Genomic DNA, 23,664 nt, shown 5'->3' with positions numbered 1-23,664 from the left:
CGCGTAGGCTGACCCGATGCGCGCGATCATCGTAGACACCCCCGGCGGCCCCGATGCCCTCACCCTCACGACGGTGAGCGACCTGCCCGTCGGGGCCTGCGACATCCGGATTCGGGTCGCCGCGGCCGGCGTGAACCGGGCGGATGTCGCGCAGCGGCTGGGCAGCTACCCGTCGCCGGCCGGAGCGCCGCAGTGGCCCGGGCTGGAGGTGTCCGGAGTCGTCAGTGAAGTCGGCGCCGAGGCAAAGCGGTTCGCGGTCGGCGACCGGGTGTGCGCCCTGCTGGCCGGCGGCGGCTACGCCACCGAGGCCGTGGTGCACGAGGACCTGGCCCTGCCCGTGCCCGAATCCGTGGACCTCGTCGAGGCCGCGGGCCTGCCGGAGGCGCTGGCCACCGTGTGGTCGAACGTGTTCCTGAGTGCGGGGCTGGCCGCCGGGGAGACGCTGCTCGTGCACGGCGGCGCCAGCGGCATCGGCACCACCGCGATCCAGCTGGGCGTGCTCGCCGGCGCGCGGGTGGCCGCGACGGCCGGCTCAGCCGAGAAGCTGGCGGTGTGCCGCAGCCTGGGCGCGGAGATCCTGATCAACTATCGCGAGCAGGATTTCCCCACCGAAATCCAGGCCGCCACAGAGGGGCGCGGCGCCGACGTGATCCTCGACATCATCGGTGGCTCCTACGCGGCCCGCAACGTGGCGGCACTGGCGGTCGACGGCCGGATCATGGTGATCGCCAACCAGAGCGGCGAGAACGCCGACTTCAATCCGTTCCATCTGATGCAGAAGCGCGGCCGGTACTGGGGTACCACCCTCCGCTCCCGCCCGTTCGAGGAGAAAGCGGCCATCATGCAGGCCCTCAGGACGGATGTCTGGCCCTGGCTCGAATCCGGCCGCTTTCGCCCGGTGATCGACAGCATTTTCCCGTTCGAGAAGGCCGCCGAGGCACACCGGCGGCTGGAGGCATCCGTTCACGTGGGCAAGATTCTGCTGGTCGGTGATTGAGCCCGTCGGGACTCGGGACTGAAACATGCGCTGGAAAAACATTCTGAAGAGGGGACAAGTTTTGAACAGCATCAGTCTGTTCGTGCCGATCCTGCCCGGCAAGCTCGACGCCTGGAAGCAGTTCACCAGGGAGTCGAACGCGCGCATGGGCGAGCACACGGAGTCGCGCCGGCGGGCCGGCATCACCTGAGAAACTGGCACACCAAGAGCCGGCGGCAGGCCACGGCCAGTTCCGACACCGAGTGAGGATGCCGCCGTGGATCCAGAGCTGCTCCACGTTGGTCGGCTTCCACTCTGTCGGCGACCTCCGGCGACACGAGGTCGGCCAGCCATCCGTCCCGAACGAATTCGACGCCGAACCCGGCGCTCGCCCGTGCTGAACAGCGTCCGCGCGGTGCAGTCAGCTCTGCCAATCCGGGAGCGATGCAACCAACCGATTCGGACTCACTCGTCCTGGGCAGGCGAGGCACGGTAAGCGCCCCGCGGGCCTGCTACCGTAAACGCTGTCGAATCCCCACCCGATTGGAACCACCCGCATGAAGAACTGGTCCTTCACCACCTGCGCCGTCGCCGGGTTCAGTTTCAGTGCCTTCGGGGTGGCCCTGATCATTCTCAACGCCGTGACGGCCAACGCGTTCCTCATCGTCCTGCTCTGGATGGCGGGCGTGGCCCTCCTGATCGGCGGATCCCTGTCGGTGCGTGCCCACCTGCTCTGGACGCGCGGCGACACCCAGTAGACGAGGCCCCGCCCTCGACGCTCAGTAGTCGAGGCCCCGCCCCTTAGATCGCGAATTCGCCGCCCGGAGCGCGCTCCGTCTCGGCGAGGCTGGCCGGCACATTCGTGGCGTTCACCGACTCGTCGCTGTAGGTGGAGGTGACCAGGATGGGCAGGTGGTCGGAGGTGCCGAGGGGCAGCGTCTCGACACTGTCGATGGACAGCCCGATGGAGGTTGCCAGGTCGAAATGCCCGCGGAAGAACTTGTAGCGCGTGTACGTTCGGGTGTCGCTCAGGGTGAGGTCGTAGCCGGACTGAGTTATGTGGTCGCCGAGGCGCCCCTTGAAGATCGGGTAGTTGTAGTCGCCCACCATCAGGGTCGGCAGGCCCGGCCCGAGCACGTGCAGTTCTTCGTGCGCGGTGCGGATCTGGTTGCGCCGCAGGGAGTTGAGCGCGGTGAGCGGCGCGGCGTGGAACGAAGCGACGACGATTTCGCGGTGGGCGACGAGGTCGGTCAGTCGGGTGCCGATCAGGCGCTCATGCGCGGGGGTCAGCACGCGGTCGTGCAGTGACTTCTTGAGCGCGAAGGTCTGGGTGCGCTCGTTGGTGAACCGGTCCATGCGATAGTAGATCGCCAGGCCGAGTCGGTTGCGCACAGTGGAGTCGGCGAGGTGCAGGAGACCGATCTCCTCGGGGAGCTCGAGGGTGTCGCATTCCTGCAGACACAGGACGTCGGGATCGTAGTTCTCGGCCAGGGCGATGAGCTCACCACTGGCACGATTCTTGCGGAGGTTATAGCTGATGACTTTCACGACTGACCTTTTTCGACTCGACTTGACTCGCTGAACACCCACCTAGCCTACGTTTGCGACGCCGAAATGCTATAACGGCTGGGTGAATTCTCGGCGGCCCTCATGCGAGACTCGGGGCATGATGCAGGATGCGACGGCCACAGTGGCGGCAACGGTGACGGCCACAGTGACGGCAACGGTGCAGTCGGTCAGCCGAGACGAACGGCACGCGTTCAGCAAGCCGACGGTCCCGGACATCCGTTTGATCGCGGGATTCGGGGTGGAGGGCGACGCTCACGCCGGAGCCACGACGCAGCACCGCTACCTGATCGTGAAGGATCCGACCAGGGCAAACCTCACCCAGGTGCACTTCATGCCCGCCGAGCTCTTCGACGAGCTGCGGGGGGCCGGCTTCGAGGTCTCCCCCGGCGAGCTGGGCGAGAACATCACAACCCGCGGGCTGGATCTGTCCGGCCTTCCGCGGGGTGCCCGGCTGCGGCTCGGCAGCGACGCGGTCGTGGAGATCACCGGGATGCGCAACCCCTGCTCACTGATCAACGGGTACCAGAAGGGGCTGATGAAGACGCTGATCGACACGGATGATGCCGGTCAGGTGATCCGCAAGGCGGGGATCATGGGAATCGTCGTCACCGGGGGAAGCGTCGCTCCCGGGGACCCGATTCGGGTGCGGCTGCCGGCCGGGGAACACCTGCCGCTCGGCGTGGTCTGACGCTTGGGTAACGGCAGTCGGCGACCCTGCTAGTCTCGGCCTCACCTGACCTGTGGAGGAGTCCCGATGGCACGCAAGAACTACACCCCCGATCAGAAAATTTCCCGCCTCCGCGTCTACAACATCGTGGCCGGCTCACTGCACCTCGTGCAGGCCCTGGGCTTCGCATACGTGCTCACCCTGCTCAGCACCCAGGTCACCTTTGCCGTCACCGCCGACTATCTGTCGGGTCCTCCCGGCGTGCCGCTGCCGCCCGAGCGGGTGACCCTGTTCGACGTCAACGTGGGCATCGGCGTCGTCTCCTTCCTGGCGCTCTCGGCCTTCTTCCATTTCCTGATCTCGTCGCCGAAATTCTTCCCTCGCTACGCGGCGGGGCTCAAAGCCAACCGAAACTACTTCCGCTGGGTCGAATATTCCCTGAGCTCCTCGATCATGATCTGGCTGATCGCCCAGATCACCGGCATCACCGACATCGCGGCCCTGTTCTCGATCTTCGCCGCCAACGCCGCCATGATCATGTTCGGGGCACTGCAGGAGAAGTACGAGACACCCGGCAACGCCAAGTTCCTGCCCTTCATCTTCGGGTCGATGGTGGGCGTGGTGCCGTGGGTCGTCATCCTGATCTACTTCATCGCCCCCGGCTCGAACACCGAGGCCGCACCGCCGGCCTTCGTTTATGGCATCATCATTTCCCTCTTCCTGTTCTTCAACACGTTCGCCGTCAACCAGGTGCTGCAGTACCGTCAGGTCGGCGGCTGGCGCGACTACCTCCGCGGCGAGCGCGCCTACATCACGTTGAGCCTGGTCGCCAAGACCGCGCTGGCCTGGCAGGTGTTCTCTGGCGCGATCATCCCGGCACTCACCTAGGGCAATCGTCTAGCCGACCAGCTCGGGCCTGAGCTGGTGCCGGGCACGGCAGAAGCACCACCCCCGTGCTTCGAAGCTGGTCCGCAGCGCCGCCGTAATCGTCCCGGGCAAAGCCAGGGACAGCTGTCGTCTCACCGACCTTCCGGGTCAACAACGACCCCGCGAGGCGACGGCTACAGCGTCGACGGACGAGTGCCCGCAGAGCGCGCACTCGGGGAGTGGTCACCCGTAGCGCGGCCGCCCGCGTCGGAGCCGTCGAGGAACTCGAGGATGTCCGGCAGGAGGCGTGGGTCTGAGATCGCGGCCATGTGCCCCTTGCCGGGGAAGAGGATGAGGCGGGCGTTGGGGATGCGCGCCACCGTCTCGCGGAACAGCTCGGGCGTGTAGAAACCGTCCCGGTCACCACCGATCAGCAGGGTGGGCGCTTCGATCTCGCCGAGCCGGTCGCGCAGGTTGAAGCCGTCTTCGGCGCGAATGGTGGTGATCAGGTCGGGGCTGGCCTTGCCGAACGTGCGGGGTCCGAGCATCCAGCCCATGCCGGCTGCCAGCCGACTCGGGGGCTTGTGGCTGAGGACACTGAACATCTTCCGGCCGGCCTGCCGCGGGCGCCCGGCAAGAACCTCTTCAGCGACCCGGCGCTGCACCTTCTTGCCGTTTTGCCCCAGGGTGTAGGCCGCGCAGACCACGACGAGACGCTGCACCACATCGGGATGGTCGGCGGCGAGTTGCAGGGCGATGCTCCCGCCGGTCGACGTGCCGATCACGTCGATGGGCCCCGGAAACTCCAGGCGCAGAGCGTCGGCGTAGTCCCGGGCGATGTCGGCCATGCTGGCGTTCGGGTCGAGGCCCGGGCGCGGGGTCAGCCTGAGCACGCGGTGCCGGGCCGCCACCGGAGCCAGCATCCGGGTCACGAGCATGCGCTCGACGCCGACCGTCGGTTGAAAGTTCTGGGTGAGGCCCGGGATGTCCACCAGCGGCGAGCCCGTGCCGAACCTCAAATAGGGCATCCCTCCGAGGAGGGTGCCCGTTCGCCGAGCCATGGTGCGCGCATCGGTGACATTCTGTGTTTGTGTCGCGGGGGGCATTGAATTGACCCTTTCGTTTCATTGACGGTTCCGGATGCCGTCAGCCGGCTCCGCGGAAAGCGGTGCGGCAGCGAGCGGTGCAGCAGCGATCGGCCCGGCAGCAACCGGCTCTGGCGTGGCCGGCTGCGCAGAACCGTTGGTGACAGTACCCGCGCCGCGGGACCCCCGAAAGCGTCCCGGCAGATTCGGCCAAGGTTCAGGAGAGTCTTCCCACCCTGAAGCGAACGAGAGGAACGTGATTTTCGAGCGAAGTGGTGCCAGCATAAGGAGTGGGTCTGCGCCTGGGAAGGGGCGCCCGACTGCGGGGTCGCGTGACAAATGGGCAGCGGCATCCGTCTAGATGAGTGAGAACCCATTTACGGAAGGCACCAGCTTCCACCATCGAACGGACCCCACATGACGAGCACCGATCTGCACCACGACGACCTGACCGATGACGTGAGCGCACCCCGGCTCGCCGCGGTCGTCTACAACCCCATAAAGGTTGACGTCGACGTTCTTCGGGACGCCGTCGAGGCCCAGCAATCGGCCGCCGGCTGGCCGGAGACGCTGTGGTTCGAGACGTCAGCTGAGGACCCGGGGCAGGGACCGGCCCGGAAGGCGATCGAAGCCGGGGCCACCATGATCATCGTGGCCGGCGGCGACGGCACCGTGCGCGCCGTCGCGGAAGCCGTGCACGGCACGGAGTGCGCACTGGCGCTGCTGCCGTCGGGCACCGGCAACCTGCTCGCCCGCAACCTGCAGCTGCCCCTCGCCGACACCGGGCTGGCCCTGCAAGCCGCGTTCGCCGGCCAGGACAAGGTGATCGACGTGTGCCTGATCGACATCGAGCGGGCCGACCGGTCGGTCGACCGGCACGCCTACCTGGTGATGGCCGGGCTCGGCCTCGATGCCAAGATGCTCGCGAACACCGACGACGACCTCAAGGCGAAGGCCGGCTGGCTGGCCTACGTGAAAGCCATGATCGCCGTCGGCAAGGACGACAGCGATCTACGGTTCCGGTACCGGCTCAACGCGAAGCCCGAGCAGGCGATGCGCGCGCACACCATCATGGTCGGCAACTGCGGGTCGCTTCCGGCCAGCATCGAGCTGATTCCCGACGCCGCCCTCGACGACGGACTCTTCGACGTGGTCGTACTGAAGCCGGAGGGCTTCGGCGGCTGGCTGCAAATTCTGTCGAAGGTGCTGTGGGAGAACGGCGTGCTCAGCCGAACGGCATTGGGCCGCAAACTGCGCACCAATGATGTCGACGCGCTCAACTACGCCACCGGCACGAAGCTCGTGCTGCGGCTCAACCGTCCGGAAGAGATCGAACTCGACGGCGACGGGTTCGGCACCGCCGTGGCCTTCAAGACCTGGGTGGATGCCGGTAGCCTCACCCTGCGCGTGCCGAGCGACGCCGCGTAGGCGGCGCGGGGCATCCGTCGCCCCTCTCCCGTTCCACTCTGCTTGACGCGCGGGAGGTGCGCCGCTCTGCGGATAGCATGCCACCAGCGAAGCGGCGCGGCACCCGCGCCGGCACGACGGGCCACGGATGCGTGACGGCTGCACACCCGGCAGCCGTCAACGGCCGCCGCCACCGCCTCCGCCACCGCCACCGCCGGAGAACCCGCCGCCGCCGGAGCCGCCGGAGAAACTTCCTCCGCCGCCGGAGTATCCGCCGCCGCTGCTGGAGCTGACGGGAACCGTGGCAGAGGTGAGGACCGAGGCGACCCAACCGTTCATGGCGACGCCGAAGCCGCTCGCGGTGAAGCCTCCCTGCGACACGATCCAGCCCGGCGCCGGCGCCCCGTGCTCGTAGAGCACGACGAGCTCCTTCGCCCAGTCCCGTTCGACACCCCAGAGCACCGCGAAGGGGAGCAGCTCCTCATAGAGCTTGACCAGTTCGACGGTGTCGGGTGTTCCGGCGGCATCCGTCACCGGGCTCGGCAGCGCCCCCGATGCGACACCCGGCAGGGCAGGCATCGTGACCCGCAGCGCGCCGACCGGGCCCTGCAGCATGCGGAAACGCTCCTCCTCGGCGAGCTCTAGATAGACCTTCAGTCCCTTGAGGTAGTCGCGCTGATCGGCCCCGGAATCGGTGAGCTGCACCGTGCCCTGGGCGAGGTAGAGGGCCAGGTAGAGGAACAGCGCTGCGATGACGGCGACCGTCATCACCTCGCCGAACTTCGGGGAGCCGTCGATCAGCGCCACCGCACCGAGGACGGCCAGGGCCGGCAGCAGCACGACGGCCATTCCGATGGCGATCCACCTGCCGCCGCGGCCGGCCACCTTGGCCCGCCAGCCGCGCTGGATGACCGACGCTGTCGCGGCGGGGAGGAACGCGCTCAGTTTGGCGGCGAGCGTGCTGTCGGCGACCCCCAGTTCCCGCGTCGCTCCGATCGTCAGGCGGGGGAACAGCGTCTCCAGCAGCTTTCGCTCCTGAGCGTCCACGCCTTCCACAGTCAGCAGCTGCAGCGTGTAGTCGCCGCCGCCTGCGCTGACCGGATAGTCGAGGATGCGCACCGTGCCGCGCACCGCCAGGCTCACGAGCTGCGCGGCGATAGCCGTCTTCGACCGATTCGCAAGGTCCCCCGCCTCCAGCAGGTTGTAACCCTTCGGCACGCTGTACTGGGCGATGATGGTGCCTCGGCCGCGCGCGTTGCGCTGGCCGAGTCGGCGACGGATGAAGGCGAGCACGACCCCGAGGAAGCCGACAGCCGCCACCAGGAACAGCAGCCCGGTCGCCGGTTCTCCCCCGCCGTTGTCCGAATCGCTCGCACTGTAGCTGGCCGAGGCCGGCACCGACACGAAGGTGCCGGGTGCAAAGCCGATGGCCACGGTCAGGTTCTGCCGCGGACCGAGACCCTGCACGGACGAGGTGAACAGCTGGCCCGTGGATCCGGGCACTGCGGCATCCGTCGTCTGGCTGATCTCGCACCGGGCGCCATCGTCCTGGGCCCCGGAATAGCAGGCGGTGTCGCCGGTGAGGAACTCGGCGACGCTCGGGTCGACGTGCACGCGCGCGGTGACGGAGCCGAACGACTGGTCGAACCCGGTACCGTTGGTGTCCCAGTAGAGCTCGTCGTCGTCGGTGTCGGCGAACGCGCGCACCACGTTCTGCTGCGTGTAGGTGATCGTGTAGGTCTGCTGGCCGCGCACGAACTCATCGGTGCCGAGCGGCACCTCGGTGACGGAGCCCTGGTCATAGGTCTCGAAGTAGACGGGGGCTCCGGTGGCGTCGGTGACCGATTCGACGGTGGTGTTCAGCGGCACCCCGTTGTAGTCGTTGGGGAGGAGGCGCACCATGCCTCGGTTCTGGTCGAAGTTCGGGAACTGCGCCACGAACGTCTCGACCGTGCGCAGGGTGGAGTGCCCGGCGTCGTCACGGGAGAGGTAGTAGTCGGCCTCGAAGGAGGTGAATGTGAAGTCACCGGTGTCTGCCGACGCGGCCAGGGGCATTTCGACGGCCGGCATCCCGAGCGCGAGCGCCGCCGAGACCGCGAGCGCGGCGATGACCTGCACGAATCGACGTAACGGATGTCTGGCCGGTGCGATCCCGTGCATGTTGCCGCTCCCTGTTTCTGCCGGAGCCGGGAGTCTCGATGCGGCGTCGACCGCGCCGAGCCGTGCTGTCCCCACAACATCCGCCCTTCGAAGGCTAGTGCAGCACGGGTCCCTTCGGTGCATGCGAACCGACAGCTGAGAGCCCGGCAACGAGAAAACCGGTCGGCCCCTTCACGAGGGGACGACCGGCCTTGGTGCTGCGGGTAGTCAGGGCATCAGTACCAGTTGTTGGCCTGCGAGTGAGACCAGGCGGCGCACGGGGTGCCGTAGGAGGAGGCCTTGATGTAGCCGAGGCCCCATGCGATCTGCGTGGTCGCGTTGGTGGCCCAGTCGCTGCCGGCCGTCGCCATCTTGTTGCCGGGCAACGCCTGCGGGATGCCGGTGGCACCGCCGTTGGAGTTCACGGCGTCGTACTTCCACTCCGATTCCTTCTGCCACAGCTGGTTCAGGCAGGAGAACTGGTCGGCGCCCCAGCCGTACTGGGACGCGGCCATGGCCTGAGCCGTGGCGCGCGCGCCGGCAGGAGTGTTGCCGGAGGCCAGCGACTGGGCACGGGAGGACGCGGCGGCGGCCTGCGCGGCGGCCTGCGCTTCTGCCTCGGCTGCGGCCTGGGCTGCGGCCGCGGCGGCAGCCTCGGAGGCAGCCTCGGCGGCGACGCGGTCGGCTTCGATCGACGCCGCGGTGACGGCGGCGGTCTCGGCCTTGGTCTGGGCGGTCAGCGAGGTGACCTCGTCGAGAGGGAGGATCTCGTAGCTGGCGAGCGAGCTGGCGACCGCGGCGAGGCTGGAGGCATCCACCTTGTCCTGGGTGGCGGCGATGACCTGATTGGCCTCGTTCAGGGTGATGGAGGCCGAGTTGTCGCCGTGCGCCTTGGCGACCGCGCTGTAGGCGCCGAGCTGTTCACGGTGCAGGCCCGTGCTGTCGGCGAGTGCGGTTGTGGCCGAGACGCGGTCCTGGGTGGCGGAGGCGGACTGACCGGCGAAGCCGGCGCCGACTGCGAGGCCGGTGATGGCGAGCACACTGCCGGCGATGAGCGCGATGCGGTACGGGCGGTTGATCTTGGTGGGGCCGGTGGTGCTGTTGCTGCTGGGAATGCTGTTGCTTCGCTTATTTTGGGCAGCGAATCGGATGCGGATTTCTTCGGGTGTTTCGGGCATGTTTGTGCGCTTGACTTCCGTGTTACGCAAGCTCGCACGCGTGCGCGCGCCGGCTCACTGAGCATCGGGCCTGCGCTTTCGGGGGACGGCGCAGACGAAACTTATACTCTGTCTCATGTTTCTGAACAAACGCTCAGTATTCTGTGAAAGTCATGGGTAGCAGGGGATTGACACGAGATTCGGCAGGCCGTGCACCTCGATCAGGCGTGCCGCAGCGGGGGAGCCGCGTCAGCAGAGCCGACGGGCACTGTACGCTGCTCTGCCGCGGCCGCCGGGCGGCGAATGAAGAACGCCGCGGGGATCGCGAACAGCGAGATCACGGCGCCGCACAGGAAGGCGGCTGGAGCCCGTGATCAGCAGACGGGTGGGCCCGGAGCGGTCGGCAGCCAGCCCGCAACCGGGCCGATGCCGCCGGATTCCGCATTCAGGTTGCTGAGGCCGTAGACGAGCTTGCCGAAGCCGGGCGCCGAGAGGATGACCAAGACCACGTCGATCGGCGTCTTGCGCGAAGTGGTGACGTTCTTCAGCCCCAAGCCGCCCACGACGAGCGCGCTGAGGGCGATCGGGAGCACGAGGTTGAACATTTAGCGCCAGCCGAGCACGCTGAGAATGGCGCCCGAACTGCTGGAGCCGATGCAAGGGCGACCGAGAAGACGATGGTCAACAGCAGCGCGAATATGGTCGTCGTGCCGGTGGCCCGCACGACCCAGGCGGCCAGCAGCGTCGGCGGCAGTGTGGCGGTCTCGCGCGCGGCGAGGGATTCAAACCGCGCCGCTCCGGGCGGATCTGCGAGAGTCAGCCCGTCGCTCCCCGTGTGTTACGCCAAATGGCGAGTGCTGTGGCGCCGTCAACGACCGCGCCGCAGGATGGGTGGCATGCCCAGACAAATTCGCTTCAACGCTTTTGACATGAATTGCGTCGCGCACCAGTCCTCAGGAATGTGGCGGCATCCGCTTGACCAGTCCTGGCGATACAAGGACCTCTCCTATTGGACCGACCTGGCCAGGCTGCTCGAGCGAGGCACTTTCGATGGCATTTTCATCGCCGATGTGCTCGGTACGTACGACGTCTATGGGGGTTCGAACGAAGCAGCGATCCGGCACGGGGCCCAGGTTCCCGTGAACGACCCGATTCTGCTCGTCTCCGCCATGGCGGCGGTGACCGAGAACCTCGGGTTCGGCGTGACCGCGGGTACAGCGTACGAGCATCCGTACCCGTTCGCACGAAGGATGTCGACGCTCGACCATTTGACGAAGGGTCGCGTCGGCTGGAACGTCGTCACCGGTTATCTGCCGAGCGCCGCCCGCAACATGGGGCATGAAGACCAGTTGGAGCATGACGACCGCTACGACGTCGCCGACGAGTATCTCGAGGTGCTGTACAAGTTGTGGGAGGGCTCGTGGGAAGACGATGCCGTCATCCGCGACCGGGAGACCGGGGTGTTCACCGATCCGAGCAAGGTGCATGAGATCGGGCATTACGGCAAGAACTTCACCGTGCCGGGGATCCACCTGTCCGAGCCGTCGTTGCAGCGCACGCCGGTGATCTATCAGGCCGGGGCATCGCCGCGCGGTATCGCCTTCGCCGCCGGCAACGCCGAGGCGATCTTCGTGGCCGCTTCGACCAAGTCCGGCCTCACCGCGACCGTGAGCAAGATCCGGGATGCGCTCGAGCAGGCCGGTCGAGACCGGTACTCCGCGAAGATCTACACGCTGCTGACAATCATCACCGACGAGACCAGCGAGAAGGCGCACGCAAAACATCAGGACTACCTCTCCTACGCGAGCGAAGAAGGCGCCCTGGTGTTCATGTCGGGCTGGATGGGCATCGATCTCTCGCGGTATGACCTCGACGAGCCGATCGGCAACGTGAAGAGCAACGCGATCCAGTCGGCGGTGGCAAATTTTCAGGCGGCGAATGATGACGGCTCCGAGTGGACCGTGCGTGACATCGCGAAGCTCGGCGCAATCGGCGGCCTGGGGCCGTTCATCGTCGGCTCACCGGAAGAGGTTGCCGATCACCTGCAGGAGTGGGTCGCCGATACCGATGTTGACGGGTTCAACCTCGCGTACGCGATCACGCCCGGAACGTTCGAAGACGTGGTCGAGTTCGTGATTCCCGAGCTGCGTCGTCGCGGGGCCTACCCGGAGGAGTACGTCGAGGGCACTCTACGCAACAAGTTGCACGGGCGCGGCGACCGTCTGCCCGAGGAGCACCACGGAGCCGATTATCGACTCGGGGTGAACCAATCCGTTAGGTGACGAGCGGCGACCGCCGCTCGCCCTATGCAATCCCCGACTGCACCAGCAGCCGGGGGAAATCCGTGCGGCGGCGCCCGGCCAGTTTGAGCACCTGCTCACGCTCGCGCCGCAGCACGACCGACGGCCGCGCGGTGGCGGCGGCCAGAATGCGGGGAAGGGTCTCGGGCCACGGCACTCGGCGAGCGCGGGTGCTGCGCCGCTGCGCTGGTGGCGTGCCACGCGCGCAGCGGCGCAGCACCCGCGCGTGGCCACTACCGGTCCCGAGACTCACAGGCAACCGGACAATTCACCTTCAGTCGCGGCGAACAGGTCAGTTGCCGCTGCCGACCCTCATCGCATAACTCCTGCAATCCGGTGAGACTTCCCGCACGATCCGCGTGATTACGCGGGTGGACAAATCGGCAGGCAGAATTTGCAGGAGTTATGCTCGCTCCGCGCGGGTCACCGCGCCTATGCCCGCACCCGCCGCAACCGGATCGGACCCTTCGCCGTCGACGGATCGACCACGGCCCCGCCCTGCGTGATCTGCAGGTCACCGCGGGCGACCATGCGGCGTGCGGCGCGTCGGGCCGGCTCCATGAGGTCGTTCCAGCCGTCACCGCCGACCACTTTCGCCGCCTCGGACGGGCAGATCGTGGCATCCGTCGCCCGCGCACTGAGCAGTGTCGCGATGGCCTCTTCCAGCTTGAGGTCGGTCGCCGTGACCCCATGTGCGCGGCACGCGCTCGAGCAGTACTTCACCGACTCCCAGTTGTCGGCCCACTTCATGCGCCACTCGATGCGCCGCCCACACGAGGCGCACGTCTTGTCCGCCCGGTCACGGGCGGGGTCAGAATCGGCGGGCTTTCGTTGACGGTGGGCCATGCCTTCTATCCTGCGGGATGGCGCGGGTCGCCGAGAGCCGCCGAGAGTCGCCGTTTGCGCCGAGCGTCGCCGTTCCAGCGGCGATTCTCGGCAGAATCGGCGACTCTCGGGGCTGCAGGGCGCCGGGCAGGCCGCCGGGCAGGCCGCCAGGCAGGGCGCGCCCGACCGATCGGCGCCGCGGGCGTGACGAATTCGGCCCGCATCCGTCTTATCAGTGACGGATGTCTCAGCCCCCGTGAGCGCCCAGGCCACCCGACACTGCCGGAGGCTAGGATTTTTGCACCTGAACCCGAAGGAAACCCCGTGACGAGCACCGACCGAGCGCGTGTCGAACGACGGCGCGCAGCCGCTGTTCCTGCCCGTAGCCGCAGCATCGAGGTGGATGGGCATCAATTCACCGTGCACTCCCTGAAGAGCACCTCGCCTTCGCCGGACGCGCCGACCTACCTGCTGGTCCACGGCATCGGGGCGTCGCACCGCTACTACCGCCGGGTGCAGAGGAGCCTGGCCGCCACCGGGCACACCCATTCGCTCGATCTGCCCGGATTCGGCGGCACCCGCCGGCCCGTTCGGCCGCTCGCTGTCGAAGAATACGGCGCCCTGCTCGGCCGGCTACTTGATCGACTCGAGGTGCCGCGGGCGGTCCTGGTCGGCCATTCGATGGGCGCCCAATTCGTCACCGAGGTGGCCCGGCAACGCCCCGATGCCGTCTCCCACCTGGTTCTGATCGGCCCTGTCACCGATCCCCGCCGGTCGACAGCCGTGCAACAGGCGCTGGGTCTGACCCGGGATGTGGCCAAGGAGTCGCCGTCGGGCAATCTGATCGTGTTCCGTGACTACCTCGAGTGCGGCCCGCGCTGGTTCTCCACCGAGCTCGTCCCCATGCTCGGCTACCGCACCGACCTGGCCCTTGGCGAGGTGCGCTCCCCCATTCTCGTGATCCGAGGCACCAATGACCCCGTCTCGGGCAGCACCTGGTGTGCATCGCTGGCCGCCGCCGCGCCGGACGGGCATGTGTTCGAGGTCGCGGGGCACCGCCACCTGGTGCACCACAGTGCCGCCGTGCAAACCGCCGCCATCATCGAGGGGCACGCCCTGCGGCTTCCGTCGGTCGCGCACCCGGCACAATGATTCGCCGTCTCCTGAACCCCCGTCTGCTGAGTCGCCATCTGCGCGAGGCCTGGTGGTGGCTGCTCGACTATGTCTATGCGGCGACCGGCCAGACCCGTGCGTTCCTCTCCCGCGCCCGGACCACGGACTTCCGCTCCGGTACCAAAGCCCCGATCGTGATCATCCCCGGGGTGTATGAATCCTGGCAGTTCATGCGACCGTTGATTGAGATACTGCACGGCCACGGGCATCCGGTGCACGTGGTGGCGAAGCTCGGCCGCAACCGGCGTTCTCTGGCGGATGCCGCCGCGACCGTGGCCGCCTACCTCGAGCGGGAGAACCTGACCGGCGTCGTCATCGTGGCGCACAGCAAGGGCGGCCTGATCGGCAAACTGCTCATGACGACGGATGACCCGGGCCGCCGGGTGAGCGGAATGACCGCGATCAGTGCTCCCTTCGGCGGTTCCCGCTATGCGCGCTACTGGGTCGTGCCGAGCATCCGTGCCTTCGCTCCCGCCAACGTGGCCCTGCACGACCTCGGTCTGGACCACCGGGTCAACGACCGCATCACGTCTATCTACGGGGTGTTCGACCCGCATGTCCCCGAGGGCAGTGAACTCGTCGGCGCCCGCAACATCCAGCTCAGGGTCGGCGGGCACTTCCGCATCCTCGGCGACCCGGCGGCCGTGCGGGCCGTGCTCGACGCGGTGACGGATGCCGCGGAGTCGGCAGTCTGACTCCGGGTCGCAGATCGACCTTCGGTTAGCGCGGGGAAGGCGCTTGCCCTGCTGCACTCGGAGCCTGACTGCTCGGGCTGATGTTCAAGCGCAGGCAGGACTCCGCCCCGATTACTCCGCCGCGACAGTGCGCGCGCGGCGCGTATGGCGCTTCGTCGACGAGCCTCCTCGCCCGTAGACCAGGTACATGGTGAACCCCATGATGATCATGAGCAGCACGGTGTAGACGAACGTGATCGACATGGAGTCGAGGTTGTTCTCCCCCTCCGTGCTGGCCTTGATCGCAACACCGAGGGGTTGGTAGAGCGGGTGATACAGGAACACCGCGGCGTCATAGTCGTCGAGCAGGCTGTTGAAGTTGAGTGCCGTGATCGCAGCCGCGGTCGGGAGAACCAGCGGAACCAGAACCATGCGAAGGGTGAACATCGACCCGGCACCGAGGATGCGGGCGGCATCCTCGAGCGACTCCGGCACCGACGCGAAAGCCGCCTTGAGCAACCGCAGGGTGAGCGGGATCTTCACGATCACGTAGGCGATCAACAGGAGACTCGTCGTTCCTGTGAGCACCTGGCCGCCGACCATAAGGTTTGGGCGGTCGAACGTCATGACGAGGGCGAGGGCGATGAGAATCGTCGGCAGGATCCAGGGGATGTGCAGCAGGTACTCCAGCGTGGCGGTCAACGGGTTGCGGTGTTTCTGCAGCAACCGTGAGACGAACAGCATCCCGCCAACCACGATCACCGACGCCAGCGCGCTGTAGACGACGCTGACCACGAAGGGTCGGAGCACCGCGGGTGTGCCGAAGACCGTGGCGTAGTTGTCGAGCGTGAACGAATCCCAGCTGATGCTCCCCGTGACGATGGCACTCGAGTGCACGAAGGAAAACAGCACGATCAGCAGCACCGGCATCGCGTAGACGACGAAGAGAGCGTAGGCGGCCACGTGCACGGCAGCGTTCGCCACTGGGTTCGGGATTCTCTGCTTCTGCAGCGGGGTCGCCACCTTCGCCACCGAGAAGTACACCCCCGACTTTTCGACCCGGTTCATCATTGCCAGCAGCACGATGGTCGCCAGGCCGAGGATCACGGCGAGCAGCGCGGCGAGGTCACGCGACCCGGTGCTCTTGGAGAAGGTGAGGATCATCGGGGCGATCGTTTGGAAATCGGTGCCGCCCAACACGAGCGGCGCTGTCAGTGCGCCGAGACCGGTCAGGAAGGTGAGTACTGTCACGGCGAAGATCATCGGGCGCAGGGCGGGCAACACGATTCGCCAGAGGATGCCCATGGTCGACGCGCCCATATTGCGCGCCGCCTCGATGGTCTGGTAGTCGATCTTCGCCAGCGACGATCCCAGGGAAAGCATATGGTTCGTCGTCGTGGCCAGCGTCATCACGACGACGACCGCGAAGTAGCCGGAGAACCAGTTCGGGTCGATCTCCGGAAACCAGTTGCGCACGGCGTTGGTGACGAATCCGTAGCGGCCGTAGATGAAGTTGTAGCCGGCGGCGAGCACGATGCCCCCGTAGATGAGGGTGGTGGCGTAGCCGAGCCACAGCATCCGTGCGCCCCGGATCTTGAAATAGTCGGTGACGAGAACGATGAAGATGCCGACGACATTCACCGTGACGGCCAGCGTGGCGGCCAGCGCGAAGCTGCGCCGCAGAACCCGGTTCGAGCGCAGATCCGCCGCCCTCGGGCACCAGTGCACGAATGCTGCTGCCATGACTGTCGATTGTGTAGGTGCTGTGCGAGCCGTGTTAGGAACGGCCGGCGACGACGCCGTCGAGCCGGATCGCATCCGTGTTGCCCGGGGGCGCCTGCAACGACACCTTCTCCAGGCGCAGGTACGACGTTTTCGCTGGTGCGAGACCGGTGCCGCCGCGCTGGCGCAGCTGGTGCACGACGTCGCCCGAGAGCTTGTTCATCGCACCGACGAAGGTGCACACGAACTCGGTGCCGAAGCGGTTGCAGATCTCCTCCGGGGTGCCTACCTGCTCGACAACGCCGTGGTTGAACACGGCGATCCGGTCGCTCATGGTGAGGGCTTCTTCCTGATCGTGCGTGACGTACACCGTGGTGATGCCGAGTTCCCGCTGCAGGTTTTTCAGCTGTTCGCGCAGCTGCACGCGCAGCTTGGCGTCGAGATTGGAGAGGGGCTCGTCGAGCAGCAGGATGCGCGGCTTGAGCACGAGGGCCCGGGCGATGGCGACCCGCTGCTGCTGGCCACCGGAGAGTTCGGACACGTTCTTCGCGAGCTGCTCCTCGGTGAGCTCGACCTGCGCGGCGATCTCGTCGACGAGTAGCGCCGTTTCGGCCTTCCTGGTCTTTCGCACCCGCAGGCCGAACGCGATGTTCTCCCACACGCTCATGCTGGGGAACAGCCCCTGGTCGACGTTCAGCCGACCAAGCGCGTCTGGTCAGCAGAGGGTCTCGTCGAACGCCACTATTGCCGCGGCCAGGGAGGCCGATTGGTAATCCTCGATCAATGCAGACGCCGTCGTATCCCGCAGGTTTGTCACTTCAGCCGTGGGATTCGTGATGGCGGAGGTAAGTTGCAATAGCTGCTTGAGATCGGCCTGAGTCCTCGGTGTTCCGGAGCCAGACATCGCCAGGGCAAGATTGCAGGCGGCTCGCACGTCGCTGTCACCATAGGCCTCGATCTGCTCGAGCCAACGGGCGGCATTCTTCTCCGCGGCAGCAGAACCGCCTCCTACGATGAGTTCGGTCTCGTTTGCAGATCGGCCGAGAATGCGACCCAGATCATCCAGGCTGCTCGTGCCACTCCGAGCGCAACTGGCGCCCGTGAGGAGAAACCCAGCAAGTACGAGCGCCAAGAACGTCCGGGCTGAGGCGTGTGGCCCCCTGGCCGATGGTAAGCGGATGCTGTCATGTGTCATGTCGATCCCACCCCATTCAAATGCGATTCAAGCTCCTGGTTTCTCCGGCGGCGCCGGTGCTCGCTCTGTGGCCAGGCCGTCCGAAACGGGTCCGGAACCCGGCTCTACGACGCTGGCTCCCGCTCCGGCAATTGGCTCCCGTGTCGTCTGCATTTCCCGCTCTAGTTCGATCTTCGAACGAGTCAGCTCGGCGTTTGTCTGAAGGTCTTGTACGGCTTGAACCCCCGAGGTAGCGGCCCGTTGCCCGAAGTAGAAGCCGACGATTGCGATGACGACCGTCGACAGTGTGGCGAAGATCGTCTCGGCGAAGTCAGTGCTTGCGCCAGAAGCCGGCGCCAGCACCACATCGTAGGTGCGCCCGGTCCCGTCGGCGGCGCCAGCCTCGGCAACATTGACGCTGATGACGCGTTCAGAGGGAAAGCCCGCGAGTGTGCTTTCCGAAACTCCGGTGGATTCCGCGCCCCGCGATTCGCGCGAGCTGAGCTGGCTGAACAGGTAGATCGACGAAAACGCGAAGAGGAGCAGAAGCAAGAGCGCAATCACCGCGCTGATGCTGCCGTTCGGAAGATTGAGCGCACCACGGTTCGCCGTGCCATCCATAACTCGGGAAATCCAGGCCACCAGCGTGAGCAGGACGAGGAGCGCTGATAGTCCGAGGAGGATCCAGACGGTGAGCGCGATCTCGGCCGGTACACCCACAGGCTGCTGAGCAAGCACTGTGATCAGAACCGTCAGAGCGGCCAGGACAACAGTGAGCACACCGCCCGTGACGTAGAGGGCGGTGTTGCTCGGTTCGCTTGCGCCCACTTTCGGCATCGTCACAGCTCCCATCCGAATCGTTGCACGCAACATACACCTGGGACTCAGGTAGCGCTCATCTGAACGTGGCCCGGCGCACTGAGTAACGGGCGGTCTCCGCCGTGCGCGCCTGATCCGCGCCTGCGCGCCAATGGCTGCCGATAAGCTCAGCGAGTATCTAGGCTCTGGGGGGACTGATGTCAGCAGGCGGATCGGCATGGACTGAGGCGACGCGCCAATTGGCACTCTCGGAGGCCCATGCGCTTGCCGCTGATTCCTCACGGGCCAAGGCCGCCAACTACTTCGCTGCTGCAGACAGCGAAAAGCGCATTGCCCACGTTCTCGCTCCCCTCGCCGCGGCTGGCTACCACTTCCTGCCCGATCGTCAGTGGCCCGGCAGCCGTCGCGCTCAGGTCGACATGGTCGTCGTCGGGCCGGGCGGCCTGTTCATCGTGGACACCAAGGCTTGGAAAGACCCGATCATCGCGGCGGGCCGGGTATTCCGCGGGCAAGCCGACGTCACCGACGAGTTCAACGGCCTGGCCGACCTCGCGTGGAAGACGGAGGCGGCTCTGGCCGAGATCGGCCTGGCCCCGGGCGAGGTGAGACCCGTGGTCGTCTTCGCCGGGCACACGGGCGTCAACGCATCGGTCGGCGGGGTCGAGATTGTCGGCGAAGGCGACATTGTGCGCCACATCGCCCGCCGCGGCCAGCGTCTCACCGCGTCTGCCGTCGAGCAGGTGTTGGCCGCCGCGATCAAGCACTTCCCCTTGATCGGCGCGCCGGCCCCGGTCGATGTGACCCTGCCCGAACCGATCATCGGCCCGGAACCGGCCCTCGATCTTGACCATCTGCCGAGCGAGAGCGACATCGAGGCCGCGATTCTCGAGGGACTCCTGGCACCTCCGATCGAGGAGTGGATGACGTTCCTGCATCCGGACCAGGCCAAGTTGGTGCGCCGCAGTTTCAACGGGCCCTCTCGCATCCGTGGGGCTGCCGGCACCGGCAAGACCGTCGTAGGGCTGCACCGTGCCGCGTACCTGGCACGGTCGCAGGCGAACGCCCGCGTGCTCGTGACCACGTACGTGCGCACGCTGCCCGACGTGCTGAGCAACCTGCTCGGCCGCATGGCACCGGATGTCGCTGGTCGCGTGGAGTTCAGCGGCGTGCACCAATTCGCCCTCAAGGTGCTCGACGAGCGCGGCATCGACGTGCGCGTCAACAGCAAGCTGGCCGATCAGTCATTCGACGAGGCCTGGAAGCAGACCTGCGGCCCGCTCACGACAATCGACACGAACTCCCGTTACTGGCGGGAGGAACTCGACCACGTGATCAAGGGCCGCGGTCTCACCACCTTCGACGAGTACGCCGACTGTGCCCGCGTCGGGCGGCGCCGCCGCCTCACCCTCGACCAGCGCCGCTCAGTCTGGGCGCTCTATCAGCGCTACGAATCGCTTCTGCGCATTCGCGAGGTGCACGACTTCGCCGACCTGATCCTGCTCGCCGAAGCTGCTCTGCGCGCCAAACCGATGGTTGGGTACACCGCCGTCATCGTCGACGAGGCTCAGGACCTGTCGTGCGCCATGATCCGCATGCTTGCCTCCGTGGTGGACGGTGACGGCGCGGATGCCTTCACCCTGATCGGAGACGGCCAACAGACCATCTACCCCGGCGGTTACACGCTCGCCGAGGCCGGTCTCTCCGTCACCGGCCGGGGTGTGATCATGGACGTGAACTACCGCAACACTGCCGAGATCCTTGCCCTGGCGGCCCGAGTCGTCGACGGAGGCAGCTACGTCGACATCGAAGGCACCGCAGCCAGCACCGCCGCGATCACCTCGCCGAGGCACGGCGAACGTCCCCTCTTCGCCCGGGCGCGCACCCGAACCGAGCACGACGGGAGACTGGTGCAGCACATCCGCCGGGCCACGCAGAGCGTGAGTGTGGGCTGGGGTGACGTGGGTGTGCTCTGCTTCACCACCTGGCAGGTGCGTGACGCGGTGATGCTGCTGCGCACCGCGGGGATCCCCGTGGTCGAACTCACCGATTACGACGGTGGCCGAACGGATGCCGTGAAGGTCGGCACGATCAAGCGTGCCAAGGGGCTGGAGTTCAAGCAGGTGCTGCTGCCCTGGATCACCGAACGCCTGATGTTCCCGGGCGTCACTGGAGCGGGGTGGACCGATTCGCAGATCGAACGCGACGAGCGCGACCGCCGCGAACTGTTCGTGGGTATCACCCGAGCTCGCGACGAAGTGTGGGTCGGCTGCATCGCGGCGCAGGGATCGTCTGCGTGACCTACCCAATCCCCAGCTGCACCGGCAGCCGCGGAAAGTGATCACGCGTTACTCATACACGTCCCGACGATGGCCGACGGTGACCACGACCACCACGAGGATGTCGTTGCGAATGGTGTAGATGATCCGGTAGTCACCCACCCGCACCCGATAGCCGAGCACGAGCCCGGCCGCATCGAGAAGGGAAGCGTCGGGGGCGAAGGTGACGAGAAGGTCGATGTCGCTGCCGGCGGCATCCGTGCCCTGGGCGATGCTGCCGAAGACTCGCACGGCGCCGGCACCGCGGTGGCCGGCCAGTTCGAGCACGCGGCGCCGCTCGCGCGCCAGCACGAGAGACGGCCGCTCAACGGCGGCAGCCAGGATGCGAGCGAGGGTTTCCGGCCGCAGCTGCACCCGAACACCTCGTAGGCGAAGCGGTTGGGCTGCGGAACTCCGGCACGAAGGGCCAGCTGGCTCTGCGAGAGATTGGCCCGTGCACGAGCCTCAAGAATCCGGGTGGACGCACTCATGCCGAGACTATAGCTGGAGGCCGTGCGAACGAGTTGATCGCAGACACGCCCCGCGCTTTTTTGAATCACCGCAGACAAATTTGATGCAATCCCGAACCCCGCCCACGGTTGGTTCAGTATGCGTTTTTGCGGTGGTCGACGTTCACGGCCAGGATGACCAGAGTGTCGTCCATGATCTGAACGAGGACGCGGTAGTCCCCTACTCGGTATCGCCACACGCCGGAGTGGTTTGCGGTCAGACCCTTCCCGCGTTGGCGAGGATCGTCGAGACGTTCGACGTCCTCGAGGTATAACAGGACTCGTCGCTGCACAGCGCGGTCCAGCTTCCTGAATTGGCAATCGAACTGCTCGGTGGTCTCAACGCGCCACCGGGCGATCACAGCTCAGACTCGGCTTTCAGCGCCGAGAGCGGCCGGGAGCGGCGGCCTGCGGCTTCAAAAGCGTTCAGCGATTCGTCGGCCGCAAAAGCGTCCTCCAGATCGGTCAGATGCTCGCGGAGGGCAGCTCGAACGTAGAAGCTCTTCGAACGCCCCGTGCGTCTGGACAGCTCCTCCAGCCGCTCCTCTTCCTCGGGGGTGAGACGGATTGAGATCGTCACACTGCCACCTTCCAAAGTAAGACATGTTTACGCAAAGGATACGCCCGTCTCGACGGTTCAGCACGTGTGATTGTCCGCGATGGTGCGTGGTTACAATGGCGTTGCCGCGTTACGTACGTCAGGCGCCGTCCATCGTCATCGCCCCCGGCGTTGCCCTGGCGCACTCTGACCGTCGCCCGCAGTTCTCACGGGAGGCCTGAGCGGAGTTAGTGGCTCGGCGACGAACAGCTCGGTGGTGTGCCTGCGGTTTTCAGTTTCCAATAGCGAAAGCATGGCCTAGCCGATTGCGCATTTGTCAACTTTTCACCGACATCGATGCCAACGGATCGGCCAAAGGGCTGGCTTCAGGCCCCTGGACGGTCGCGTGCCGGCTCGCCACGCGCCTAACCCGTAAGCGAAAGAACTTCCGGCCGCGGCTTTTGCTTTTCATTCCACAAATCGAACGCAGTCTGCAATCCCAGCCAGAGCTCCGCGCACGTTCCCACAAGCAAGCTCGGGTGCGGAGGGTTGTGCATTGTGGTCATCTTGGTTCAATCCTTCCCGATCAATTTGGTTCAGTGGTAGTCGACGTAGTCGAGAAAAGCGAGTTGTCATTGCAAGTTTGCAGCGTGATCCGGGCGGATGCCCGCCTTGCTTCCCGACGCAGAGAACCGCGCTTAGGCTTGGAGCATGTCTACCCCCTTAGCCTCAATACCGTTCAGTTAAGTGTTTGAGTGGTGATTTCTGGCTCGTGGAGGGGTTGTGGCCAGTGCGTGTGGTGGAAGCGTTTGGCGGGCCACTTCGAGACTTGCGTTTGATGACGCGAGGGTGTGATCGCCGTCGTCGCGCGGGGTTCAGGCGCCGGACGAGGGCGAGGATGGCATGGCGCCAGACCGCTTTGGCGTGGTCAGGCTGCGGAGGGGGAAAAAGCGCCCTGAGCGACAGAGCGGCGGGCGATGCGGAGTGCGGCAACGAAAGAGACCCGGTCGGGGTCACGGCGAGCGTGTTGGGCGGCCTCAACCATGAGCGTGCGGATCGCGTAGTGGCAACAGAGGTGCCCCCAAATTTCCTGCTTGACCAGGTCGGGGGATTTAGATCGCATCACCATGCGCGGCCCGCGTTGGTGAGTTTTCAACTCATCAAACACGGACTCAATCTCCCACCGTTCGGAATACACGGTCGCGAGTTCTTCCGCTGAGGCCTCGGCCGGATCAAGGATCGTGGTCAGCAGCCGGTAGGCGTCAGGGTTGTCGCGTCCATCGTCGATCGTGTAGTCCACGACCCGCACGGTCAACGGTGGTGTCGATTGCCGCCCAGGGCCAGAGGTCGGGATGATCGTCGCCAGCCAAGAGCCGTCAGCGAGGGTCTCCAGATGCCTCGGACGAAGGTTCGTCTCGACCCGCCAAAGCAGGTCAGCGCCCGTCGCTGCCGCCTGAGCCCACAACCGGAAGCCGTAGAAGCCCCGGTCGGCCAGGACCAGCATGCCCGGCGTGAAACGGCCTGCGAGCTCACGGGAGAGTTCAATCTCCGACATCGTGCACGGTCCCATCACCGCGTCCAGAACGGCATGCGTTCCGCACTCCGCCAACGCCACCAGGCGCGCCTGCGGGAAAGCAGATTGCTCCCCCCGGCTGACCGGCGGCCGACCAAAGAACTCCGCATTCACCACGCTGTCCGCCAGATCCAAGATTGTGCCGTCGATGGACATCAAACGCCGCCCCGCCAAC

The 23,664-nt window shown here is 66.3% G+C and carries 25 protein-coding genes; 10 read left to right on the top strand and 15 right to left on the bottom strand.

Annotated features, from left to right (window positions below; genetic code table 11):
- Positions 1-16: 16 nt before the first annotated feature.
- The 3 genes from CXY81_RS03460 to CXY81_RS03455 all read left to right on the top strand — a co-directional run bounded on the left by CXY81_RS03460 (position 17) and on the right by CXY81_RS03455 (position 1,734).
- Entirely contained in the window at positions 17-997 is a 981-nt protein-coding gene (locus CXY81_RS03460; protein WP_104193976.1) for an NAD(P)H-quinone oxidoreductase, read from the top strand.
- A gap of 61 nt (positions 998-1,058) precedes the next feature.
- Positions 1,059-1,187, top strand: a complete 129-nt coding sequence (locus tag CXY81_RS17195) for a hypothetical protein (RefSeq protein WP_255408677.1) — start codon at positions 1,059-1,061, stop codon at positions 1,185-1,187.
- Positions 1,188-1,533: 346 nt separating this feature from the next.
- Entirely contained in the window at positions 1,534-1,734 is a 201-nt protein-coding gene (locus CXY81_RS03455) for a hypothetical protein (protein ID WP_104193975.1), read from the top strand.
- A gap of 43 nt (positions 1,735-1,777) precedes the next feature.
- Here CXY81_RS03455 and CXY81_RS03450 read toward each other — a convergent pair whose 3' ends face one another.
- Positions 1,778-2,524 (bottom strand): endonuclease/exonuclease/phosphatase family protein, encoded by a 747-nt coding sequence (locus tag CXY81_RS03450; protein WP_104169649.1) that lies wholly within the window; start codon positions 2,522-2,524, stop codon positions 1,778-1,780.
- 118 nt (positions 2,525-2,642) lie between these two features.
- Here CXY81_RS03450 and CXY81_RS03445 point away from each other — a divergent pair, with 118 nt between their 5' ends.
- Complete coding sequence (locus tag CXY81_RS03445) at positions 2,643-3,233, top strand: MOSC domain-containing protein (RefSeq protein WP_233193960.1); 591 nt, start codon at positions 2,643-2,645, stop codon at positions 3,231-3,233.
- 66 nt (positions 3,234-3,299) lie between these two features.
- On the top strand, positions 3,300-4,100 hold the full coding sequence (gene heR / locus CXY81_RS03440) for a heliorhodopsin HeR (RefSeq protein ID WP_104193974.1): 801 nt from the start codon (positions 3,300-3,302) through the stop codon (positions 4,098-4,100).
- Positions 4,101-4,273: 173 nt separating this feature from the next.
- Here heR and CXY81_RS03435 read toward each other — a convergent pair whose 3' ends face one another.
- On the bottom strand, positions 4,274-5,140 hold the full coding sequence (locus tag CXY81_RS03435; protein WP_158251992.1) for an alpha/beta fold hydrolase: 867 nt from the start codon (positions 5,138-5,140) through the stop codon (positions 4,274-4,276).
- A gap of 441 nt (positions 5,141-5,581) precedes the next feature.
- On the opposite strand from CXY81_RS03435, the gene CXY81_RS03430 reads away from it, so the two are divergent.
- Positions 5,582-6,592, top strand: a complete 1,011-nt coding sequence (locus tag CXY81_RS03430; RefSeq protein ID WP_104193972.1) for a diacylglycerol kinase family protein — start codon at positions 5,582-5,584, stop codon at positions 6,590-6,592.
- 156 nt (positions 6,593-6,748) lie between these two features.
- Here CXY81_RS03430 and CXY81_RS16585 read toward each other — a convergent pair whose 3' ends face one another.
- The 3 genes from CXY81_RS16585 to CXY81_RS03415 all read right to left on the bottom strand — a co-directional run bounded on the left by CXY81_RS16585 (position 6,749) and on the right by CXY81_RS03415 (position 10,472).
- On the bottom strand, positions 6,749-8,731 hold the full coding sequence (locus CXY81_RS16585; protein WP_199182945.1) for a DUF2207 domain-containing protein: 1,983 nt from the start codon (positions 8,729-8,731) through the stop codon (positions 6,749-6,751).
- A 215-nt stretch (positions 8,732-8,946) separates the two neighbouring features.
- On the bottom strand, positions 8,947-9,888 hold the full coding sequence (locus CXY81_RS03420) for a hypothetical protein (RefSeq protein WP_233193959.1): 942 nt from the start codon (positions 9,886-9,888) through the stop codon (positions 8,947-8,949).
- A gap of 353 nt (positions 9,889-10,241) precedes the next feature.
- The gene (locus tag CXY81_RS03415) at positions 10,242-10,472 is read right to left on the bottom strand and encodes a hypothetical protein (protein ID WP_104169643.1); all 231 of its coding nucleotides are present in this window, start codon (positions 10,470-10,472) and stop codon (positions 10,242-10,244) included.
- Between the two features lie 291 nt (positions 10,473-10,763).
- Between CXY81_RS03415 and CXY81_RS03410 the strand changes: the two genes are divergently transcribed.
- Positions 10,764-12,149 (top strand): LLM class flavin-dependent oxidoreductase, encoded by a 1,386-nt coding sequence (locus CXY81_RS03410; RefSeq protein ID WP_104099292.1) that lies wholly within the window; start codon positions 10,764-10,766, stop codon positions 12,147-12,149.
- 22 nt (positions 12,150-12,171) lie between these two features.
- On the opposite strand, the gene CXY81_RS16295 is transcribed toward CXY81_RS03410, so the two are convergent.
- Together CXY81_RS16295 and CXY81_RS03405 are read right to left on the bottom strand one after the other, a co-directional pair.
- On the bottom strand, positions 12,172-12,324 hold the full coding sequence (locus CXY81_RS16295; RefSeq protein ID WP_158251991.1) for a hypothetical protein: 153 nt from the start codon (positions 12,322-12,324) through the stop codon (positions 12,172-12,174).
- A 275-nt stretch (positions 12,325-12,599) separates the two neighbouring features.
- Positions 12,600-13,013, bottom strand: coding sequence for a DUF2256 and DUF3253 domain-containing protein (locus CXY81_RS03405; protein WP_104193970.1), 414 nt, complete (start codon positions 13,011-13,013; stop codon positions 12,600-12,602).
- Between the two features lie 303 nt (positions 13,014-13,316).
- On the opposite strand from CXY81_RS03405, the gene CXY81_RS16290 reads away from it, so the two are divergent.
- Entirely contained in the window at positions 13,317-14,144 is an 828-nt protein-coding gene (locus CXY81_RS16290) for an alpha/beta fold hydrolase (protein WP_158251990.1), read from the top strand.
- The gene (locus CXY81_RS03395) at positions 14,141-14,860 is read left to right on the top strand and encodes a triacylglycerol lipase (RefSeq protein WP_199182944.1); all 720 of its coding nucleotides are present in this window, start codon (positions 14,141-14,143) and stop codon (positions 14,858-14,860) included. Before CXY81_RS16290 ends, CXY81_RS03395 begins: the two co-directional genes overlap by 4 nt.
- A gap of 111 nt (positions 14,861-14,971) precedes the next feature.
- On the opposite strand, the gene CXY81_RS03390 is transcribed toward CXY81_RS03395, so the two are convergent.
- From CXY81_RS03390 to CXY81_RS03375, 4 genes are all read right to left on the bottom strand, one after another.
- Positions 14,972-16,582, bottom strand: coding sequence for an iron ABC transporter permease (locus tag CXY81_RS03390; RefSeq protein ID WP_104193969.1), 1,611 nt, complete (start codon positions 16,580-16,582; stop codon positions 14,972-14,974).
- 34 nt (positions 16,583-16,616) lie between these two features.
- On the bottom strand, positions 16,617-17,228 hold the full coding sequence (locus CXY81_RS16580; RefSeq protein ID WP_199182940.1) for an ABC transporter ATP-binding protein: 612 nt from the start codon (positions 17,226-17,228) through the stop codon (positions 16,617-16,619).
- A 48-nt stretch (positions 17,229-17,276) separates the two neighbouring features.
- On the bottom strand, positions 17,277-17,693 hold the full coding sequence (locus tag CXY81_RS03380; protein WP_146067607.1) for a hypothetical protein: 417 nt from the start codon (positions 17,691-17,693) through the stop codon (positions 17,277-17,279).
- 90 nt (positions 17,694-17,783) lie between these two features.
- Positions 17,784-18,578 carry a hypothetical protein gene (locus CXY81_RS03375; protein ID WP_146067606.1) on the bottom strand — a complete coding sequence of 265 codons (795 nt, stop codon included), beginning with the start codon at positions 18,576-18,578 and terminating at the stop codon, positions 17,784-17,786.
- 215 nt (positions 18,579-18,793) lie between these two features.
- Between CXY81_RS03375 and CXY81_RS03370 the strand changes: the two genes are divergently transcribed.
- Positions 18,794-20,851, top strand: coding sequence for a nuclease-related domain-containing DEAD/DEAH box helicase (locus CXY81_RS03370; RefSeq protein ID WP_233193957.1), 2,058 nt, complete (start codon positions 18,794-18,796; stop codon positions 20,849-20,851).
- A gap of 48 nt (positions 20,852-20,899) precedes the next feature.
- On the opposite strand, the gene CXY81_RS03365 is transcribed toward CXY81_RS03370, so the two are convergent.
- From CXY81_RS03365 to CXY81_RS03350, 4 genes are all read right to left on the bottom strand, one after another.
- A complete protein-coding gene (locus tag CXY81_RS03365) occupies positions 20,900-21,244 on the bottom strand; it encodes a nucleotidyltransferase domain-containing protein (protein WP_255408676.1) in 345 nt (114 codons plus the stop codon).
- A gap of 229 nt (positions 21,245-21,473) precedes the next feature.
- Entirely contained in the window at positions 21,474-21,740 is a 267-nt protein-coding gene (locus CXY81_RS03360; protein ID WP_255408675.1) for a type II toxin-antitoxin system RelE/ParE family toxin, read from the bottom strand.
- Positions 21,737-21,958: a DUF6290 family protein gene (locus tag CXY81_RS03355; protein WP_104171445.1), complete on the bottom strand. Its 222-nt coding sequence runs from the start codon at positions 21,956-21,958 to the stop codon at positions 21,737-21,739. Before CXY81_RS03355 ends, CXY81_RS03360 begins: the two co-directional genes overlap by 4 nt.
- An 886-nt stretch (positions 21,959-22,844) precedes the next feature.
- Positions 22,845-23,664: IS4 family transposase (locus CXY81_RS03350; protein ID WP_104193965.1), on the bottom strand; the 820-nt coding region annotated here is incomplete at its 5' end.

It is taken from the genome of Cryobacterium sp. M25 (genome assembly GCF_002929635.1).
In the GTDB taxonomy this organism is placed as follows: Bacteria; Actinomycetota; Actinomycetes; order Actinomycetales; family Microbacteriaceae; genus Cryobacterium; species Cryobacterium sandaracinum.
This window is presented reverse-complemented; position numbering and strand designations above follow the sequence as displayed.